The sequence below is a fragment of the Pseudomonas sp. TUM25319 genome (assembly GCF_056388475.1).
Window position 1 is genome coordinate 6,589,967 of sequence record NZ_CM150751.1, and the last position, 20,537, is coordinate 6,610,503.

The 20,537-nt window shown below is 65.0% G+C and carries 14 protein-coding genes; 2 read left to right on the forward strand and 12 right to left on the reverse strand.

The window, feature by feature from the left end:
* Positions 1–192: 192 nt before the first annotated feature.
* Positions 193–1,485: a glycine-betaine demethylase subunit GbcA gene (gene gbcA, locus AC05QJ_RS29920; protein WP_476744765.1), complete on the forward strand. Its 1,293-nt coding sequence runs from the start codon at positions 193–195 to the stop codon at positions 1,483–1,485.
* A 485-nt stretch (positions 1,486–1,970) separates the two neighbouring features.
* Here the strand turns inward: gbcA and AC05QJ_RS29925 are convergent, their stop codons facing one another.
* The 7 genes from AC05QJ_RS29925 to AC05QJ_RS29955 form a co-directional block, all read right to left on the reverse strand.
* The gene (locus AC05QJ_RS29925; RefSeq protein ID WP_476744766.1) at positions 1,971–2,213 is read right to left on the reverse strand and encodes a hypothetical protein; all 243 of its coding nucleotides are present in this window, start codon (positions 2,211–2,213) and stop codon (positions 1,971–1,973) included.
* Between the two features lie 485 nt (positions 2,214–2,698).
* A complete protein-coding gene (gene etfB, locus AC05QJ_RS29930) occupies positions 2,699–3,469 on the reverse strand; it encodes an electron transfer flavoprotein subunit beta (RefSeq protein ID WP_476744767.1) in 771 nt (256 codons plus the stop codon).
* A gap of 15 nt (positions 3,470–3,484) precedes the next feature.
* Positions 3,485–4,708 carry an electron transfer flavoprotein subunit alpha gene (etfA, locus tag AC05QJ_RS29935; RefSeq protein ID WP_476744768.1) on the reverse strand — a complete coding sequence of 408 codons (1,224 nt, stop codon included), beginning with the start codon at positions 4,706–4,708 and terminating at the stop codon, positions 3,485–3,487.
* Positions 4,708–6,657, reverse strand: coding sequence for a dimethylglycine demethylation protein DgcB (dgcB, locus tag AC05QJ_RS29940; RefSeq protein ID WP_476744769.1), 1,950 nt, complete (start codon positions 6,655–6,657; stop codon positions 4,708–4,710). Before dgcB ends, etfA begins: the two co-directional genes overlap by 1 nt.
* Positions 6,658–6,799: 142 nt before the next feature.
* On the reverse strand, positions 6,800–8,860 hold the full coding sequence (gene dgcA, locus AC05QJ_RS29945) for a dimethylglycine demethylation protein DgcA (RefSeq protein ID WP_476744770.1): 2,061 nt from the start codon (positions 8,858–8,860) through the stop codon (positions 6,800–6,802).
* A gap of 17 nt (positions 8,861–8,877) precedes the next feature.
* Complete coding sequence (locus AC05QJ_RS29950) at positions 8,878–9,408, reverse strand: DUF5943 domain-containing protein (protein ID WP_476744771.1); 531 nt, start codon at positions 9,406–9,408, stop codon at positions 8,878–8,880.
* Positions 9,409–9,482: 74 nt separating this feature from the next.
* The gene (locus AC05QJ_RS29955; protein ID WP_009404077.1) at positions 9,483–10,460 is read right to left on the reverse strand and encodes a dipeptidase; all 978 of its coding nucleotides are present in this window, start codon (positions 10,458–10,460) and stop codon (positions 9,483–9,485) included.
* A gap of 247 nt (positions 10,461–10,707) precedes the next feature.
* Here AC05QJ_RS29955 and AC05QJ_RS29960 point away from each other — a divergent pair, with 247 nt between their 5' ends.
* On the forward strand, positions 10,708–11,433 hold the full coding sequence (locus tag AC05QJ_RS29960) for a hypothetical protein (protein ID WP_476744772.1): 726 nt from the start codon (positions 10,708–10,710) through the stop codon (positions 11,431–11,433).
* 8 nt (positions 11,434–11,441) lie between these two features.
* Here AC05QJ_RS29960 and AC05QJ_RS29965 read toward each other — a convergent pair whose 3' ends face one another.
* The 5 genes from AC05QJ_RS29965 to AC05QJ_RS29985 form a co-directional block, all read right to left on the reverse strand.
* A complete protein-coding gene (locus AC05QJ_RS29965; protein ID WP_476744773.1) occupies positions 11,442–13,109 on the reverse strand; it encodes an ABC transporter ATP-binding protein/permease in 1,668 nt (555 codons plus the stop codon).
* Positions 13,106–15,910 (reverse strand): M16 family metallopeptidase, encoded by a 2,805-nt coding sequence (locus AC05QJ_RS29970; protein WP_476744774.1) that lies wholly within the window; start codon positions 15,908–15,910, stop codon positions 13,106–13,108. The genes AC05QJ_RS29965 and AC05QJ_RS29970 overlap by 4 nt, the downstream gene beginning before the upstream one ends.
* 31 nt (positions 15,911–15,941) lie before the next feature.
* On the reverse strand, positions 15,942–18,770 hold the full coding sequence (locus tag AC05QJ_RS29975) for a TonB-dependent receptor plug domain-containing protein (protein WP_476744775.1): 2,829 nt from the start codon (positions 18,768–18,770) through the stop codon (positions 15,942–15,944).
* Between the two features lie 145 nt (positions 18,771–18,915).
* Positions 18,916–19,905 carry a FecR family protein gene (locus tag AC05QJ_RS29980; RefSeq protein WP_476744776.1) on the reverse strand — a complete coding sequence of 330 codons (990 nt, stop codon included), beginning with the start codon at positions 19,903–19,905 and terminating at the stop codon, positions 18,916–18,918.
* A 109-nt stretch (positions 19,906–20,014) separates the two neighbouring features.
* Positions 20,015–20,518: a sigma-70 family RNA polymerase sigma factor gene (locus AC05QJ_RS29985; RefSeq protein WP_476748035.1), complete on the reverse strand. Its 504-nt coding sequence runs from the start codon at positions 20,516–20,518 to the stop codon at positions 20,015–20,017.
* Positions 20,519–20,537: the final 19 nt, after the last annotated feature.

Below are 20,537 nucleotides of genomic sequence, written 5' to 3' on the forward strand. Positions count from 1 at the left end.
GCTTATCGCGACCAGCCCCCAGCGGCAAGGGCTGGGTCGTCGGAAACGGATTCGGCCATGTCGCCCATGGATATGGTTGTCGTCGTGCCCGGACGCACACTCCGTCGCAAATGATCCCGCTGCATTTGCCTTGCGTCGCATAACAACGATTAGCCACTTTCGCCGGCCGAACAGGCCATGAGGACCTACACGATGGACGTCACCGCAACCCTGAGCCTGGGCGACCCGCTGGAACCCGCACGCAAGGCCACCGCCGAGATGCTGCAGAACCGCGAACGCACCTTCTCGCTGCCGCAACCGTTCTACACCGACGAGCGTCTGTTCCAGATCGACATGGAGGAGATCTTCCACAAGGAATGGCTGATCGCCGGCATGACCTGCGAGATCCCGGCCAAGGGCAACTTCCTCACCCTGGAGATCGGCAAGAACCCGATCATGGTGGTGCGCGGTGCCGAGGGCCAGGTGCATGCCTTCCACAACGTCTGCCGTCACCGCGGCTCGCGCCTGTGCACCAGCGACAAGGGCAAGGTGGCGAAACTGGTCTGCCCGTACCACCAGTGGACCTACGAACTGGACGGCCGCCTGCTGTTCGCCGGCACCGAGATGGGCGCCGACTTCGACATGAAGCAGTACGGCCTCAAGCCGGTCCATGTGAAGGTCGCCGGCGGCTACATCTTCATCAGCCTGGCGCAGAACCCGCCGGCCATCGACGAGTTCCTCGCCACCCTGGCGCACTACATGGAACCGTACGACATGGAAAACACCAAGGTGGCCGTGCAGACCACCCTGATGGAAAAGGCCAACTGGAAACTGGTGCTGGAAAACAACCGCGAGTGCTACCACTGCAGCGGCTCGCACCCTGAACTGCTCAACACCCTGCTGGAATGGGACGACACCAACGATCCGCGTGCCACCCAGTCGTTCAAGGACCATGTGGCCGCCTCCGCCGCCGCTTGGGAAGCCGAGAAGATCCCGTACCTGCACAAGAGCCATGGCCTGCGTAACCGCATCGTGCGCATGCCGCTGCTCAAGGGCACCGTGTCGATGACCATGGACGGCAAGCAGGCCTGCCAGAAGCTCATGGGCCGCATCCAGAACCCCGACCTGGGCTCGATGCGCATCCTGCACCTGCCGCATTCGTGGAACCACTGCATGGGCGACCACATGATCGTCTTCACCGTGTGGCCGATCAGCGCCCAGGAAACCAAGGTCACCACCAAGTGGCTGGTGCGCAAGGACGCCGTCGAAGGCGTCGACTACGACCCGCAGCGCATGCGCGAAGTGTGGGACGCCACCAACGACCAGGACCGTCGCCTGGCCGAAGAGAACCAGCGCGGCATCAACTCCACCGCTTACCAGCCAGGGCCGTATTCGAAAACCTACGAGTTCGGCGTGGTCAACTTCATCGACTGGTACAGCCAGCGCGTGCTGGCCAACCTCGGCGCGGAGCCCGCGCCTTACCTGAAGGATGTGTCGGCGCAGTAAACGCGCCACCCCGCGATTGTCTTTCACTCCAGCCTGATCATTTTTCGATCAATAGCAGATCGGCCCCGCAAACGCGGGGCCGACAGCCGCTGACCAACACTTTATCCACAGCTCGGCCCACAGCAATTGTGGGCAACCGCTGTGGAAAACTCCCCCGGCAACCAAATCTGTGCACAGCCCGTGATTGATCATTTTTTGATCTTATTTCTGTAAGCCACTGAATTCAGGGCTCCCAGCGCTTGGCGAACACCTTATCCACAAAGGGGCCAACAGAGAATGTGGGAATCTTCAGGGCGCTGGAAATGCCATGTGGATAAGCCGTCAAGGCACTGACAAGCCTGGCTTTCGAGGGTGTTGAGATGCTTGGATCGGCGTTTTGATCATTTTTTGAACAAACCTCTGGAAGCCCCGTGAATAAAGGCCTTCGGCACAGGGCGAACAGTTTATCCACAGAGCCGCCAACAAGGATTGTGGGCAAATGCCCTTCAGATGCGCACCCGCTCGGTGGACGGCGCCAGGGCGATCTTCAGCATGGCGCGGCTGACCTCCATCTGGACGATGGCCTGCTGCAGCAGGTCCTGGTCTTTCTGGCGGATCAATGGCGGGAGCAGTTCGACGGTGGCGATGGCTTTGTCGAGGTAATCGGCCGCGTTGCGTACGGCATCGGCGTGGGTGACACCGGGCTTGATAAAAAGCGCACGAGGCGGGTCGGGAACGATTTTCTTCATGGGTGATGTCCAGTCTGAGGTGGAGCTACCACGACCGGCTGTCAAACAGATGGTGGCAGCTGTACGCGGGTTGACAGACCGGCAACTAGACAAACCGGCGCACCCGAAGATGCCCACGCGCACAGCTGCCATAACAGCCGTGGCGTCTAGTAAGTCGGCCTGTCAAAGCCGGTCGTTGATGAGCAACGACCGTCGCAGACTAGGCAGCGATTCCACGGGACGCAACTGCTGGGAGGGCGCGGAAGTATGCTTGGGAATTTGCCTACAAGAAAGTCGGAGATCGGTGAAGTATTGAGGCTATTTGAAACATCTTGTGAGATCTGTCAGCAGGTCTGGCCACCTGACCGGTGGAGCGGCTTCAGCCGCGATCGGCGGCGAAGCCGACGTAAACCTGAGTCCCCGGTGTGACTGGCCCACCGGAGATGCCGGGTTGGTGGCCGCTTCGCGCCCATTCGCGGCTCAAGCCGCTCGCACGACGCAGAGGCTCAGCGCAACACGCCTTCTTCCACCAGCAACTTGATGATGGCCTCTGCCCCCGCCTGTGGGCTGACGTCCTTGAGCACCTGCCCACCGCCGCCACTGGCCTTGGCCGTGGCCGCTTTCATGCGATCCGCACCGCTCTTGGCCTTGATCACCTTGAGCCGCTTGGGCCGCGGCCGCGCCGGTTGCAGTTCAGCGCTGGCGAACAGGTCGTCTTCGACAATCTCCACCTCCCGCGCAGCCAGCACACCCCGCCGTGCCGGGCCGAATGCACTCTGGCGCGGCTTGGGCGCGGCGTTATCCACAGACGCCAGGAATGGCAGGCGCACCTTGAGCCGGCGCCGCTGGCCTCGCGGCAACGCCTGCAGCACCTGGGCGCTGCCGTTGTCGATGGATTCCACCTCGGCCAACCCCACCACCAGCGGCCAGCCCAGGCGTTCGGCCAACAGGTACGGGAGCATTCCCGAGCCTTCGCCGGTTTCGGCCTGGCTGCCGGTCAGCACCAGTTGCGCCCCGGCATCGCGCAGATAATCGCCCAGCACGCCGAGCACGTCGGCGCCAGCAGGCTGTTCCAGTACGTCAATCTGCGCCAGGCCCATGCCCAGGTAGGCACGCAGCGCTTCTTCGTGAGGGTCGCCGGCATGCAGCACCTGCAAGTTATCCCCAGCCAATTGCAAACCGAGCTCGACGGCGCGGGCGTCCTGTTCGGCGCGGCGGCTGCGCCCCGAGGTAGGGTGGGCGCCGACCGAGACCAGGCTGATGACTTTGCTGTTCATGTGTATCCCCTGCCCTTATGCCGCGTCGCGCCGGGCGCCGTTGCGGAAGTTGTCCACAGCCTCGATGAGGGCCTGGAGGATGGCCGCGCTGTCGCCGATCACCGACAGGTCGGCGCGCTTGATCATGTCGCAGCCCGGATCCATGTTGATCGCCACCACCTTGTCGCAGGCGCCGATGCCCTGCAGGTGCTGGATCGCTCCGGAAATCCCCACCGCCACGTAGACCCGTGCGGTCACCCAGGTACCGGTGGCGCCCACCTGGCGGTTGCGCGGCATGAAGCCATCGTCCACCGCCACCCGCGAGGCGCCTTCGGTGGCGCCCAGCGCAGCGGTGGCGCGGTGGAACAGGTCCCAGTCCTTGACGCCATTGCCGCCGGAGACGATGAACTCGGCCTCGGCCATGGCGATGGCTGCCGGGTCCACGGCCACCGGGCCGAGATCTTCGATGCGCGACAGGCTGCGCGCCACGCCTGTGGACAACTCCACCGGCAGGGCTTCGTGACGGGTTTCGCTGACCGGCTCGGCGCATTCGGCGCTGGCCAGGACCAGCCGTGGCAGGTTGCGCACCAGGTCCTGCTGGCCTGCGCCGGCGCGGCCGCTGCACACGCCGTCCTTGACCGCCCAGACCCGTGTCGCCGGGCGTTCGCCCAGGGCCGCGGCAAAACGCCGGCCCAGTTCGCCACCCCCGCTGCGGCTGTCGGGCAGCAGCCAGTGACGCGGCCCGAACTGGTTATCCACAGCCCGCAGGCCCTGGATCCGTTGCTCCGGTGCATAACCCTGGAATTCGTCGCCGTCGATCAGCAGCAGCCGATCGACGCCGTTGCCAGCGAAGTTGCTTTCCTTGTGCTCGCCGAACACCACCGCCAGCACGGCGCCGTCGCTGCCGGCCAGGCTGTGGGCAAGGCCCAGCAGGTCGCGGTCGTGGCTGCTCAGGCGGCCGCCGACCATGTCCGGGACCACGGCGATGTAGAACGCCGGCGCCGGCACCTGGTGCAGCGGCAACTGCACTTCCACCGCAGCGCTGCGCTTGCCGCTGCCGCCGCCCTGCTGGGCGCCGCTACGGTCGATACGCTTGATGCCGTTGGGGCCGATGAAGCCCACCGCGTGGGGGTTCTTGCGGATGACGCCGGCAGGCCCCATCCACGATGCTTGTTGCACCTGCATGGCCGCGTGCAGCGGGTGCAGGCGGTTACGGGCGATCCACTCGGCGCGCGGGTCGCGGCGGATTATGTCGCTCATCAGTGCACCTCCGCAGGTTCACGTTTGCTGGCAGCAGCCGGCTTGCCTGGCGCTTCGCCTTCCACCAGGGCATCGGCCACCAGTTCGGCCAGGTCCTTGATCAGCGGACGCGGCTCGACCACACCTTCGAGCATCGCGGTGCACTGTGGACAACCCACCGCCACCACTTCGGCGCCGGTCTGGCGGATGTCTTCCATGCGCATGTCGGGAATGCGCTGCTTGCCGGGAATGTCAGTGATCGGCGCGCCGCCGCCACCGCCGCAGCAGCGCGAGCGGAAGCCGGAGCGTTCCATTTCCTTGACCTCGATGCCGAGGGCACGCAGCACCTGGCGCGGCGCCTCGTACTCGCCGTTGTAGCGGCCCAGGTAGCATGGGTCGTGATAGGTCACGCTGCCGCCCTTGTGGGCGTCGAGGTTCAGCTTGCCGGCATCCAGCAGCTCGGCGATGTAGGTGCTGTGGTGCTGCACCAGGTAGTCGCCGCCGAAGGCGCCGTATTCGTTTTTCAGCACATGGAAACTGTGCGGGTCGCAGGTGACGATACGCTGGAAGCGGTATCTGGACAGGGTCTGGATATTGCGCTTGGCCAGTTGCTGGAAGGTGGCTTCGTCGCCCAGGCGGCGCGCCACATCACCACTGTCGCGTTCTTCCAGGCCGAGCACGGCGAAGTCGACATTGGCGGCCTTGAGCACCTTGACCAGCGAGCGCAGGGTGCGCTGGTTGCGCATGTCGAATGCACCGTCGCCGACCCAGAACAGCACCTCGGTGGACTTCACTTCCGACAGCACCTTCAGATTGAGGTCGGCAGCCCAGTTCATCCGCCCGCCGGGGTTGAAGCCGCCGGGGTTGTCGGTGGCGATCAGGTTGTCCAGCACCTCGGCGCCCTTGTTCGGGGTGGCGCCTTTTTCCAGGGTCAGGTGGCGACGCATGTCGACGATGGCATCGACGTGCTCGATCATCATCGGGCATTCCTCGACGCAGGCGCGGCACGTGGTGCACGACCACAGGGTCTCGGCGTCCACCAGGCCGTTGACGATCGGCTGGTGCGGGTTGCCGCCGTGCTCGCCGATCGGCTTGCCCGGATACGGGCTGCCGGCGAACTGGGCATCGGTGCCACCGGCCAGACCGATGACCATGTCCTGAATCAGTTTTTTCGGATTGAGCGGCTGACCAGCAGCGAACGCGGGGCACATGGCCTCGCACTTGCCGCACTGCACGCAGGCATCGAAACCGAGCAACTGGTTCCAGGTGAAGTCCTTGGGCTTTTCCACACCCAGGGGCGCGCTGCGGTCTTCCAGGTCCAGCGGCTTGAGGCCGGTGGAGCGGCCGCCGCCGAAGCGTTCGGCGCGGCGGTGCCAGGCCAGGTGCAGGGCACCGGCGAAGGCGTGCTTCATCGGGCCGCCCCAGGTCATGCCGAAGAACAGCTCGGACACGCCCCAGACCACGCCAAGGCCAAGCAACGCCACCAGCAGCCAGCCGCCGAAGCCTTCCGGCAGGATGCCGGCGACCGGCAGCGTGGCGATGAAGAAGGTGGCGGAGAACACCAGCAGGCTTTTCGGCAGGCGCATCCACGGGCCTTTCGACAGCCGCGAAGGCGGGTCGAGACGGCGCTTGAAGACGAACAGCGCGCCACAGAACATCAGCACCGTGGCGGCCAGCAGGGCGTAGCCGAGGATCTGGCTGCGCAGGCCGAAGCCATGGACGATGATCGCCAGGACGGCCGAGAGCACGAAGCCGCCGGCGGTGGCCACGTGGGTTTTCGACATGTACTTGTCGCGCTCCACCACATGGTGCAGATCGACCAGGTAGCGCCGTGGCATGGCCAGCAGGCCGGCCAGCAGGTTGACCTTCGACGGTCGCCCCTGGCGCCACATGCGCACCCGCCGCACAGCGCCGAGCACGGCCAGGCCGAGGGCGGTGAACAGCAGGATGGGAAGAATAAGGTTCAGCATGGGAAGCTCCCACTCGGGTTTGAGTTGGCGCGTACCCTGTGGGAGCTGGCCTTGCCAGCGATAGCGGTAGTGAATTCACCATTGCAATCGCTGGCAAGCCAGCTCCCACAGGGTCCGTGCCGATCTCTCGATCAAGGTCCGATCAGAAGTCCTTGCACAGCCGCAAGGCGTCATAGATCGCCGCATGGGTGTTGCGCTGCGCCACGCAGTCGCCGATGCGGTACAGCAGGTAACCCGAGCCTTGCTGGCCGAGGATCGGCTGCGGCTGGATGGCGAACAGGGCTTCGACGTCGATCTGGCCCTTGTTGCGCGAACCGTCCTTGAGCGCGTAGTACAGCGCTTCGTCCGGCCGCACGCCGTTCTCGATCACTACCTGGTCCACCACCCGCTCTTCCTTGGCCCCGGTGTATTCGTTCTCCAGCACCGCCACCAGCTTGTCGCCCTCGCGGTAGACCTTTTCCAGCATCAGGTCGCCGGTCATGATCACTTCCTTGGGGTACATGCTGCGGTAGTAGGTAGGGAACGAGGTCCCGCCAATCGCAACCCCAGGCTTGATGTCGTCGGTGACGATCTCGACCTGGCTGCCCTTGTCGGCAATGAAGTCGGCCACGGACATGCCGGTGAACTCGCAGATGGTGTCGTACACCAGCACGTTCTTGCCCGGCGCGACCTTGCCGTCGAGCACGTCCCAGCTGCTGACCACCAGCCCTTCGGCGGCGCCCCAGTGCTCGTTCTGCTCCATGAACGGATGGCCGCCCACCGCCAGCACGACGATGTCCGGACGCAGGTCCATGATGGTGTCGGCATCGGCCGCCGTGCCCAGGCGCAGGTCGACTTTCAGCCGCGCCAGTTCCAGTTGGTACCAGCGGGTGATACCGGCGATCTGGTCGCGCTGCGGCGCCTTGGCGGCGATGGTGATCTGCCCGCCGATCTGTTCCTTCTTCTCGAACAGGGTCACGTCGTGGCCCCGCTCGGCGGCGACTCGCGCCGCTTCCATGCCGGCCGGGCCGGCACCGACGATCACCACCTTGCGTTTCGGCCCGGTGGATTTCTCGATGATGTGCGGCACGCCCATGTATTCACGGGAGGTCGCGGCGTTCTGGATGCACAGCACATCCAGCCCCTGGTACTGGCGGTCGATGCAGTAGTTGGCGCCGACGCACTGCTTGATCTGGTCCACCTGGCCCATCTTGATCTTGGCGATCAGGTGCGGGTCGGCGATGTGCGCACGGGTCATGCCGACCATGTCGACGTAACCGCCTTCGAGGATGCGCGTGGCCTGGTTCGGGTCCTTGATGTTCTGCGCGTGCAGCACCGGAACCTTGACCACTTCCTTGATACCGGCCGCCAGGTGCAGGAACGGCTCCGGTGGATAACTCATGTTGGGGATAACGTTGGCCAGGGTGTTGTGGGTGTCGCAACCCGAGCCGATCACGCCGAAGAAGTCGACCATGCCGGTGGCATCGTAGTACCTGGCGATTTCCTTCATGTCTTCATGGCTGAGGCCATCGGGGTGGAACTCGTCACCGCAGATACGCATGCCGACGCAGAAGTCGGGGCCGACTTCGGCGCGCACGGCCTTGAGCACTTCCAGGCCGAACTTCATGCGACCTTCGAAGCTGCCGCCCCATTCGTCGGTACGCTTGTTGACCCGCGGGCTCCAGAACTGGTCGATCATGTGCTGGTGCACCGCCGACAGCTCGACGCCGTCCAGGCCGCCTTCTTTCGCCCGACGGGCCGCTTGCGCGTAGTTGCCGATCACCCGCCAGATCTCTTCCGGCTCGATGGTCTTGCAGGTGGCGCGGTGCACGGGTTCGCGGATGCCCGACGGCGACATCAGGGTCGGCCAGTTGAAGCCGTCCCAGCGCGAGCGACGGCCCATGTGGGTAATCTGGATCATGATCTTGGCGCCATGCTTGTGCATGGCGTCGGCCAGATTCTGGAAGTGCGGGATGATGCGGTCGGTGGACAGGTTCACCGACGACCACCACTCCTGCGGGCTGTCGATGGCGACCACGGACGAACCGCCGCAGATCGCCATGCCGATGCCGCCCTTGGCTTTCTCTTCGTAATACTTCACGTACCGGTCGGTGGTCATGCCGCCGTCGGTGGCGTAGACCTCGGCGTGAGCGGTACTGAGCACACGGTTGCGGACGGTGAGTTTGCCGATCTGGATCGGCTGGAACATAGCTTCGAACGCCATGGCGCGGGCTCCTCGGCTTACAGCGGCTTGACGATGAACAGGCCGTCGTCGTGGCCTTCTTCAGAACCGCCGTAGACCTGCTCGGCGACCGTGCGGATGGAACTGCCGCGGGCAGCCAGGATCTGGTCCATGGCGCCGGCGAACCAGCCGGTGAACATGTAGTCGACCTTGCGGCCAACCTTGCCGTACACGTAGACGAAGGCGGAGTGCTCGAGCTTGACGCTGGCGGTGCCTTTTTCCAGGTCGATGTCCTGGATCTTGAACAGGCCCCAGCCGCGCTGGGACAGGCGCTTCATGTAGTGCTCGAACACCGCCACGCCTTCCAGGCCGTGGCATTCGGCTTCTTTCTCGCACCAGTGCCAGGCGGACTTGTAGCCGGCTTTGTAGAGGATCTCGGCGTAGGCGTCGGCGCCCAGCACTTCCTCGATGCCGATGTGGTTATTGACGAAGAAATGCCGTGGCACGTAGAGCATCGGCAGGGCGTCGCTGGTCCAGACACCGGTCTCGCTGTCGACTTCGATTGGCAATTGCGGGGCGATCTTGGCCATGGAAACTCAACTCCAGAAAATTTGGTTGGCTGCCCCCGCCCTGATGCGGGGGTTGGAAGACGTGCTTCGGAGGCTTATTCGCCCCAGACATCCTTGAGGACGTTCACCCAGTTTTCCCCCATGATCTTGCGTACCACGCGTTCGGAATGGCCGCGCTTGAGCAGGGTCTCGGTGAGGTTGGGGAACTCGCCCACGGTGCGGATGCCCAGCGGGTTGATGATCTTGCCGAAGTTGGTCAGGCGACGGGCGTAGCCCTTGTCGTGGGTCAGGTATTCGAAGAAGTCCTGGCCGTGGCCCTGGGTGAAGTCGGTACCGATACCGATGGCGTCTTCACCGACGATGTTCATGGTGTACTCGATGGCTTCGGCGTAGTCGTCGATGGTCGAGTCGATGCCCTTGGCCAGGAACGGCGCGAACATGGTCACGCCGACGAAACCGCCGTGGTCGGCGATGAACTTCAGTTCTTCGTCGGACTTGTTGCGCGGGTGTTCCTTGAGGCCCGAAGGCAGGCAGTGGGAGTAGCAGACCGGCTTCTTCGACTCGAGGATGACCTCTTCGCTGGTCTTGGAGCCGACGTGGGACAGGTCGCACATGATGCCGACGCGGTTCATCTCGGCGACGATCTCGCGACCGAAGCCCGACAGCCCGCCGTCGCGCTCGTAGCAGCCGGTACCGACCAGGTTCTGGGTGTTGTAGCACATCTGCACGATGCCCACGCCCAGCTGCTTGAACACGTCGACGTAGGCGATCTGGTCTTCGAAGGCATGGGCGTTCTGGAAGCCGAAGAGGATGCCGGTCTTGCCCAGCTCCTTGGCCTTGCGGATGTCGGCGGTGGTGCGCACCGGCATCACCAGGTCGCTGTTTTCACGGATGAGCTTCTGGCTCGCGGCGATCTGGTCGACGGTGGCCTTGAAGCCTTCCCATACCGACACGGTGCAGTTGGCTGCGGTCAGGCCGCCCTTGCGCATGTCTTCGAACAGTTCGCGGTTCCATTTGGCGATGATCAGCCCGTCGATAACGATGCTGTCTGCGTGTAATTCGGCCGGGCTCATCAGGCGGTCCCCTTTTCTGGCATTCCCGCGCCGAATCGTCTGCCGGCGCTATTGGGAGCCAGCATATGCCTCGGGGCCGTGTCGCCCCGATGCAAAAACGACAGGGGAATTGCCGAAAGCGTCAAAGCGCGACAAAGCGACGCGCGCAGGCAAGGAAAGGGCTGCCGGGCATGAAAAGTGTCCGTCTGCCGCGACGTTGTGGCCTGTCGCAGGATCGACACTGTTCATTCACTGACAGGAGTTACCCATGAACCGTCCGACCACGACCGACACCCGCACCGCCATCGCCCCCGCCGGCGAACCTTCGCCCGGGGCAGCCACGCCCGCCTCCGGTGACAGCGCCGTCGTCGCGGGCCACAGCGTGATGTGTTTCGTTTCGGGACTGAGCGAGCAAAACCGCAAGGACGTCCTCGACAGCACGCTACTGATGCAACTCCAGGCCAGCGCCAGGTTCGACCAGGCCACCCAGCGCAAGGAATGGTTCAAGGAGTACACCAGTGGCCTGAAAAGCGTGGGCTGGGATATTTCCAGTGAGGTGTTCGAATCCTATGCGCCCAAACAACAGTCGTTCACGCTCGAGGGGATCGCCCTGGAACTCCTCGGCGAAACCACTGGAAACTCCTCCTTCGCCCCTATCGTGAAAAAGTCCCTCGCCGCGCTGCGCACCCACGAGAACACCCTGCGGGTGCTCGAATCGAATGCCGATAACGGAACTGGCGGCATGTTCCAGATCCTGCCGTGCATGCAGTCACCGACAGGCGAAGTGTCGATGCTGATGGACTGCATAGGCTTCAAGACCAACCATGTGAACTACAAGGTCCTGTTTTTTAACTATCGGCGCTCGGAAGTGGAGATCTACCGCTCGGCGCAACGCGCAGTACTGAATACCGAGGCCTATGGCAATCTCCGGAAAGACGTGATTGAAAAGCTGGCCAACCACGGCAAGCGCTTCATCGCCGATCTGAAGCTCTGACCCGGCCGTCACGCGGGTGACGGCAGCGCCTCCAGTACCCGCGTGTGCTCGAACAGTTCCGCCAACGCCCGCTGGTGGGTAATGCCGATCACGGTGCACCCGGGCAACTGCACCTTGAGCCGTTGCAGCAAGGCTCGGGCACTGTGGTCGTCCAGCTGGTTGGTGGCTTCGTCGAGGTACAGGGTGTCCGGGCGGTACAGCAGCGCCCTGGCGAGGCTGATACGCTGCTGCTCGCCCCCGCTGAGGACGCGCTCCCACTCGCAGGTGTCGTCCAGCCGCTGGCTCAGCCCTCCGAGCCCCACGTCGTGCAACGCGCCCGTCAGCCGGGCATCGTTGGGCCTGTCCAGCGCCGGATAGGCCAGCAGCTCGCGCAACGGCAAACGTGCCAGGTACGGCCGCTGCGGCAACAGCAGGCTGCGGCCCGGCGGCAGTTGCCACTGGCCCCGGCAATACGGCCACAGCCCTTGCAAGGTGCGCAGCAGGGTGGACTTGCCAAGCCCGCTGCGCCCGTCCAGGCGCAGCCACTGGCCCGGCATTACCCGCAGGTCCAGCCCTTCGAGCAGCACACTGCCGTCGGGACGGCATACCGCCAGGTTATCGGTACACAGGCACTGCCCCTGCGAAGTGCCCTGCACCTGCGCCCGGCTGGCGGCGATGGCCTGTTCGAACTGCTCCAGCCGCTGCAGCGCAGCACTCCAGCGCACCAGCTTCTGATAGGACTTGATGAACCAGTTCAACGAACTTTGCACCGCCGAGAACGCGCTGCGGATCTGCATCAGGCCGCCGAGGGTGATGGTCTTGGCCAGGAACAGCGGCAAGGCGGCGAACACCGGAATGATCAGGCTGACCCGCTCGAACGCCACGGTGAACAGGCTCAGGTTGCGCTCCTTGCCGCGCAGCCGGTTCCAGTTGTCGGCGATGTCGGCAAAGCGCTCGGCCAGTTGCCGGCGCTCGACCGCTTCGCCGCGGTACAGGGCGATCTGCTCGGCGTGGTCACGCTTGCGCAGCAGGCTGGCACGAAAATCCGCTTCGCGGTGCTCGCGCTCGTAGTTGAGCCGGTGCAGCGGCTTGCCGACCCAGTGGGTGATCAGGCTGCCCAGCAGCGTGTAGATCAGCACCAGCCAGACCAGATAGCCTTCGACCGTGACGCTCAGGCCGAACAGGCTGAAGGTCTGCACCCCGGACAACTCCCAGAGGATCACCACGAACGCGCCAACCTGGGCCAGGTTGATGACGAACGAGGCGACCAGCTCGATGCTGAGATCGACCATCATGTCCACGTCCTGGGCGATGCGCTGGTCGGGGTTGTCCGGCTCCTCGCCCAGCCCCAGCCGGTAATAGGCCTGGTCGCCGAGCCAGTCGTCGATCAGGCTCGCCGTCATCGCCCGGCGCCAGCGCAGCACCAGCCCTTTGCGCAGCCAGTCGAGGTAGACGTAGATCAGCACGTAGCTGCCGATATACAGCGTGTACTGGCCCATCAGGGCATACAGCGCGTCGGTGTCGAAGGCGCCGAGGGTGTCGTAGAAGGCTTTGCTCCAGGCGTTGATCCAGACGTTGATCTGCACCACCAGCAAGCCCATGCCGATCACCCCGCCCAGCATCAGCCAGGCCATCCACTGCTGGCGGCTGGCCCAGAACGGCCGCGACAGCCGGTAGAAGGTCCGCAGCGCCTTCACAGCGCCTGTTCCTTCGCCGCCGGGGTGGGCAGCAGGCGCAGTTGCACCTGGTTGGCGTTGGGGAACAGGCGCGCGGCCAGGGTTTTCAGGGCATCACTGCGCAAGCCGTCCGGCAGTTGCGACTGGCTGCTCAGGTAACGCGGATCGCCCCAGTGGCGTTCACTGAGCAGCAACCGTCGCAGTTGGGTCGGTGGATCGTCGCGGCGTTTGGCCTCCTGGCGGACCAGTTCGGCGCGCTCGCCTTTGACCCACTCACGGCTGACCGCCTGCGGCAGGCTGGCCAGCGTGTCCCGGGCCAGCGCCCACAGTTCATCGACGCGGGCCGGATCGCAGGTGAAGCTGAGACGGCTTTCGATACGGCCGGTGTCGGCGTTCAGTTCGCTGTCGAAGGTCAACCGATAGACCCCGGCCGCCTCGCCACGCAGGCGCTGCTTGAGCTGCTGGCTGGCAAGATCACGCAAGGCCGCGACCCGCGCCGCCGCCTGCGGGCTCCAGGCGTGCTCGCTGTAGCTGCTGGCCTCGAACACCACCCGCGGCTCGAGGGCGATGGCCAGTTCTTCACGACGCTGGCCAGGCTGTTGCAGCGGCGCGCGGGCCACCAGCGCGGAGCGGCGCGGCACGTTCGCCAGGTGGCTGAGCACGGCGCGTTCCAGCACGTCGGACTCGATATCCGCCATCAGGTAATAGGTTACCGGGGCACCCACCAGGCGCTGCCAGTCCCGTTGCAGATCGTCCACACGCAGCGCTTGCAGGTCACCGGCGTGCGGCGCCTGCCAGCCGTCGCTGCCGTACTTGAGCCGGCGCAGGGCGGCCTCCTGCTGGCTGCGGACATCGTCGGGCCGGTTTGCCAGGCGCTGGAGCAAGTCGTCGCGGGCCTCGGCGAAGGCCGAGGGATCGATGTGGATGGCGGTCTGGCTCAAGCGGTAGCTTTGCAGCAGATCGGCCAACGCGGTGTCACCCGGCGCGACGCTGACGTTCAATTGCAGACGCTGCGGCTTCTGCTCGACGCCGAGGTTGACCTTGTGCGCCGTGCGCCAGGCGTCCAGCGCCTCCACGTCGATGCCGGCCGGTGCGCTCTGGGTCGCCAGTTGCGTGGCCATCTGGGTGCGCCACACCGGCGCGTCGGCCAGGTTGTAGCCCGCCGACGACTCGGCCTGCAGCGACCAGCGTCCGCCCTCGGCATTGGCCTTGAGCCAGACCAGTCGATCACCATTGCCCAGCGCCCAATGCTCGACGTTCTCGGCGGCGAAGGTCTGGCGACGGAGGATCTTGCCGTCCTGCGGCAGCGCCGGCACGACCAGTGCAGCCACCGGCTTCTTTTCGGCCTCGGGCGCACTGACCCGTGGCGGCGTCAGTGACGACTGGCGAATCGAAGCCTGCACGCTTTCCACCTCCGCCACCGTCGGCAAGGCCAGCGGCGTGACACCGGGGGCGCTGAGTTGCAGCACCTGGTCGCGGCTGTCGGTCCAGCGTCGCAGGCGGGCATTGAGGTCATCCAGGCCAATGCTGTCGAGCACTTCCAGATAACGCCCGGCCGCCGCGTGCTTCGCCAGCAACGGCTGGCCCTGGACGGCAGAATTGTTCAGTTGCTCGACCCACTGCTCGAAGCTGCGCGGCGTATCGTTGGCCAGGGTCTTCTCGCCCAGTTGACGGATATGGGCGCGCTCGCGGAGCAGGTCGGCCTCGGAAAAGCCGTACTGGCGCAGGCGTTCGATTTCCGTCAGCAACTGCCGCAGCGCCACGGCATGAGCCTGACCCTCGACGCCCGCGGCGATGCCCAGCACGGTGGAATGCTCGCCGATCAGCGTCTTCTGCGTGGTCAGGCTGCGCACGCCCTTGGGCAGCGACTGCTGGCGCAGACTGGTCTGCAGCGCGGACAACGCCATGCGATCGATCAACCGCTCACGCATGGCGGCGCGGGTGCTGCCCCGGCTGTCAGGCTCGTGCAGGCGGAACAACAATGCCACCTGGTTGCTGCCGGACTGGGCGTCCTGCAGCCGGAAGACCTTCAAGCGCTCGTCCAGCGGCAGCTCGCGCTGTTCGCGCTCCGGCACGCGGGCCGCCGGCGGGCCGGCGAAGGCCGCGCCGATCTGTTTCGCCAGCTCGGTCGGTTCGAAGTCACCGACCACCGACAAGACCATGTTGTTCGGCACGTACCAGCGCTGCTGATAACGCTTGAGTGCATCGAGGCTGGCGTTGCGGATCGCCGCTTCGTTGCCGATGGTCCGGTGCGCCGGGTACTGCGAGCCGGTGCGCTGGGATGCGATACGCTGCTCGTTCATACGCTGGGCCACGCCCAGGCCGCCACGCCATTCCTCGATCACCACCGGGCGCTCGCGCTCGAGGTCGGCGGCGTCGTAGTCCATGGCGAACACCAGGTCGGCCAGGGCGTCCAGCGCGGCAGGCGCCTGCCTGACCCCGGACGGCGGGCTGAGCAGGTACTGGGTGCGGTCGTAGTTGGTCACGGCGTTGAAATGCCGGCCCTGAACCCAGCCCAGGGCGGTCATGCGCTGGCGCAGGTTCTGTTGTTCGCCGGCGCGGCTGTAGAAGGTCAAATGCTCCACCAGATGGGCGACGCCGACCTGGTCGGCCTCTTCGTCCACCGAGCCGGCCTGCACGGTCAGGCGCAGGTCCAGGCGACCGGCCTGGCTGCTGTCGCGCACCAGGCGGTATTCGAGGCCGTTGGGCAGCTGTCCGCGCACCACGCCACTGTCCCAGGGCAAGGCGCTGTCGGGTTCGGGCGCCGTCGCGCAGGCGCCGAGCAACAGCGGGCCGAGCAGGCCCGCGAGGATCTTGTTCATCAGGTCATATCCACGGTTGGGTGACGAAACGTCAGAAGCGGTAGCCGACCTCTAGCCAGTACTGACGGCCGATCTCGTAGGTGGTGCGGGCGCTCTTGGCGCTGGACACGATTTCATTGGCACGGTTGGTGACGTTGGTCACGTCCACCGCCATGAACAGCGCCTGCTCCTTGCCGGTGGGGATTTCCCATTTCACCCGCAGGTCCCAGGTCGGCGCGGCGCCCACGGTCTCGGTGTCGTAAACGGCCAGGGCCTGGCCATCGACGTCGGCGGTGGTTTCGGTGTCGATGATCTGCTCGTACGCACCGCGGTAGCGGAAGAAGTTGCTGACCGTGAGGTTCCACGCCGGGATCTCGGTGATGGTGCTCAGGCGGGCCGTCCACGGACGGTTGAAGTCACTGGCGGGCAGTTCGCTGTAGCTCATGCGCGAGCCCTTGTAGAGCACGTCTTCGTCGGCCAGTTCTTCGGCGTCGATGGAGCTGTCATAGCTGCCATAGGCATCTTTGCTTTGCGACCAGTCCAGCGCCAACTGCAGGCTGGTGTAGGTGTTGAGGAAACGCAGCGGCGCGATGGGCGTGATGGTCAGGCTGATGTTGTCGCTCTCGCTGCTGCCTTCGTTGGTGTACTTGAGGTAGTAGGTGTCATAGCCGTCCAGCGTGTCCTCGCCGAGGTAGCGGCGGTTGGCCCTGACGATCTTGTCGCGACCGCTACGGTGCACGTACTTGAGGCTGAAGTCGGTATCGAGCCAGCGCTGGTCGAGACCCAGCGTCCACTCGTCGTCGTAGGGAATGTCGAGGGTGGAGAACCGCGTGCTGTTGCGGTTGACCGTGGGCACCCATTCGCCGGTCTGGCTGGTGCGGCGGTACAGGGTGTTCATCGCCCCGCGGCCGTCGGCCAGGCGGTACTTGAACAGGTTGCGGCCATAGTAGCGGTTGGCGCCGAACACCAGCACCGTGCTGCGATCGCCGAAGAAGTCGTAGTCACCGGCAAAGCGCGGCGACAGGGTCTTCTTGTCCATGTAATCGTCGCCCTCGAAGCGCACGCCAGGGCGCAGGCCGAGCTTGCCGATCTGGATGGCGTCCTGGGCAAACAGCGCCCAGGTGTTTTCTTCCAGCTCGATCTTGCCGGCATTCATCTGGGTGCGGATGTTCGCCCACTGGCGGGTGTTGCCGTTGTACAACCGGCTGACCGAACACCAGGGGTCGTCGTTGGCGCAACTGGTGCCGGTGTCGCGGGTAAAGCCGCTGACGATCTGCCCGGTCTTTTCCCGTTCCCAGGTCGCTTCCTGCCGGGTCAGTTGCACGCCCGCCGTCAGGGCATGGCTGGTGCCGGCCCATTGCAGGGTTTCCCAATCGACCTTGAGGTTGTAGTCGAGACCGGTCTGGGTCTGGTCCAGGTTGCCGTAGGCGCCTTCGCTGCTGCGCGAGTTGTTGTTGGTCGGGATGCCCCAGTTCTTGGCCTGCGACCAGTACCACTGGACGATATCGTTGGCTTCGGAGCGCCGCGAGCTGTACAGGTCGGAGTAGGCCAGAGTGTGGGTCCAGGTGGCGTGATCGCCTTCCCAGGTCGCCTTGACCGAACCCTGACGGCCACCGTTGATGTTGGTGAAGTCGGAGGCGAGGTAGTTTTCGCGGAACAGCTTGTTCTCCTGGGGCGCCTCCATCAGCGAGAAGTCCAGGCTCAGGCGGTCGTTCACCGTCCAGTAGGTCTTGAGCATGTAGCTGTCGAGCTGCCGTGTCTGGTCTTCGCGACTGCTGTAGGAAGGGCTGGTGTAGCCGTTTTCGTACTTGTTCAGCGGAATGGTCGAGCGACGCTGGGAGAAGCTGAAGATGGCGCCGAAGTCATCGGTCAGGTGACCTTCGAGGGTGCCGCGCAGGGTGGTCTTTTCGAATTCCGGCGTGTACTGCTCGTTGGAGGCGTTGTCGAAGTTTGCCTGCTCCGCCTCGGTGATGTGATAGCTGGCCCACTCGGAGCGGCTCATGGCGTAGGAGATCTTGCCGTGGAAGTCCTGGGTCGGCCGGCGGGTGATGGAATCGATCACCCCGCCGTTGAAGCCGCCGTACTCGGCCGGCACGTTGCTGTCGTAGACCTTCACTTCTTCCAGCAGGTCGGCGTCCAAAGCGATGCCGTAGGAGCGGCTCGGCGCCGAGTCGAACTGGCGCGACTCGCTGTAGCCGTGGGCACCGGGATCGAGGTCGTTGTTGATCGAGATGCCGTCGATCATGAAGTTGTTCTGCCAGAACTTGGCACCGTTGATGCTGATATCCGCCGGATCGATCTCACCGGGGTTTTTCGAGGCTTTCTGTGCGCTGCTGAACTGCACCGCCGGGTGCATCTGCAGCAGCGTGGTGATATCGCCGTTGGCGCCGGGGAAGGCCTGTACCGCCTTGTGGTTGATGACCGTGGCGCCCTGGTAGCTGTTCTCCTCGCTGTTGCCCAGCACCAGGGTTTCGTGCAGTTCCAGCTTGCCGTTCTCGGCGTCGGCCAGCAGGCGGAAGGTGAGGACGCCGTCGTTGTAGTCCCAGGCGATGCCGCGGCCCTGCAGCAGCCGCGACAGCGCACTGGCGCTGCTGAACTGGCCGTGCACCGGGTTCGAATCCATGTCGCGCAGCCACTGCGCATCCACCGTCACCTGCAGACCGCTCTGCTGGCCGAAGGCGATCAGCGCGCTGGACATGCGCTGGGCCGGGATATCGAAACTGTGCAACTGGTCCGGCAACTGCGCTGGCGCAGGCTCGGCCAGCGCCGTTACCGACACCTGCGCCAGGCACAAGCCCAGCAGACCGCCACAGGCCGCGCGCTTCAACAGCAAAGGCCAGCCACGGCGCCCGTTGGGCACCCGGCAAAACACCTCGGACATACACCTCTCCCCCGCCCCGGGAAATCCCGGAAAAAATGAATACGAATGGATCTCATTGCTGCGCGCGGAGCAGAAGACGGGGTAGCGCGGGGGATTTTCAGAAAAAAATGAAAAAAATTTCTCGGAGGGTGAAAGCCCTGGCGATTCAGCGCAGTACGATCACCCAAGGGCCATACGCTTCGACCTTGCCACCATGGGGCTGCAGCACCGCACGCAGCGCCGCCAGCGGCTTGTGCAGGTCATAGACGCCGGTCACTCGCTTGCGCCCGAGCTCGTCGTTGCGCAAGACCACCAGCCCCGGTGTGTAGCGGCGCAGTTCGGCCACCACTTCGCTGACCGGCGTGTCGTCGGCGACCACTTGTCCGTTGCGCCAGGCCGCCGCCTGAGCGGGAGCGAAGCGGTCCAGACGGGCGGTCCCGTCGTGGTAATCCAGACGGTCGCCAGGCTTCAGGTGTGCCACCAGCGCCTTTGCGGCACGCCAGTCATCGACCTTGACCGAGCCTTCCTGCACCGCCACGCGCATCTGCCCGGCGCCGATATCGACGTTGAACGCCGTACCGGTCACCGTGACCTCCAGCGCCTCGGCGCGGACATGGAAGGGTTTGCTCTTGTCGGGCATGACCTTGAAGAACGCCTGCCCGCTGAGCAGCCTCACATCACGGCGGTCACCGGCGTAATTGACGCTGATGGAGCTGTCGCTATCGAGTTGCACCAGGCTGCCATCGGCCAGGGTAACGTCGCGGGTTTCGCCGGCTGCGGTGCGGAAATCAGCCTGCATGCGCTGGTTCAGGGACGGCGCCAGTGCCAGCATCAGGCAGGCCGCCACCGCGCCGCCCAGCCAGTAGCGGCGGCGGCGCGGCCGCACCGGCAAGTGGACGACCGGTGCCCGTTCAGGAGCAGGCGCAGACACCGGCGCGACCGCCGCAGGCCATTGCGCCTGGGTGCTGGGCGTCAGTTGCGCGCTGAGTTGCCAGACACGCTCGGCCTTGCGAAACGCCTTGGCATTGGCCTCGTCCGCCGCGCACCACTGCGCCAGCCCCTCGCGCAGCTGCGCGTCGTCCGGCGCCTGTTGCACGCGCAGCAGCCAGTCCAGAGCCTGGTCCCGGCGACGGGTCGCAGCGTCCGCTGACGTCATGTCGGGCATCTCTCCAAAGGCTGAAAAAGTCGGCAAGGGTCGCACAAAGGCGCCATCTCCCGCAAAAGACGCGGCAGACACCGGTTTTTCCAGAAATTCGTCACGCGGCTCACTCATCGTCCACCTCCAGCCGCTCCATGCAATGGCGCAAGGCATCGTGGACCAACTGATGGACCAGGCTGGTGGACACCCCAAGGTGCGCCGCCACCTGCTGCAGGGTAAAGCCACCGAGGCGGTTCATCTCGAACGCCAGGCGGGTGCGCTCGGGCAGTTCGTCGAGGGCGCGGCTGATGGCGTCCAGCTCGTTCTGGCCGCTGACCTCACGTTCCGGCGAAGCGCTGCTGGAGGGCAGTTCGGCCAGGATATCGTCGCCACCGGGCTGAGCTTTTTCCGTGGCGTAACGGCGGGTGAGGTCCAAAGCCAGGTTACGCACGATGCGGTACAGGTAGCTGGCGGGATGACGAATCGCCGCCTCCTCGTCCTGGCGGCTGAAGCGCAACCAGGCTTCCTGCACCACGTCTTCGGCACGCGCCCGGCAGCCGACGATGGGCGCTGCGTAATCCAGCAGCGCCGCGCGATGGGCGAGGTAGAGCTCCAGCTTGTCGTCCGCCACGGTGTTGGGCTGCCTGTCG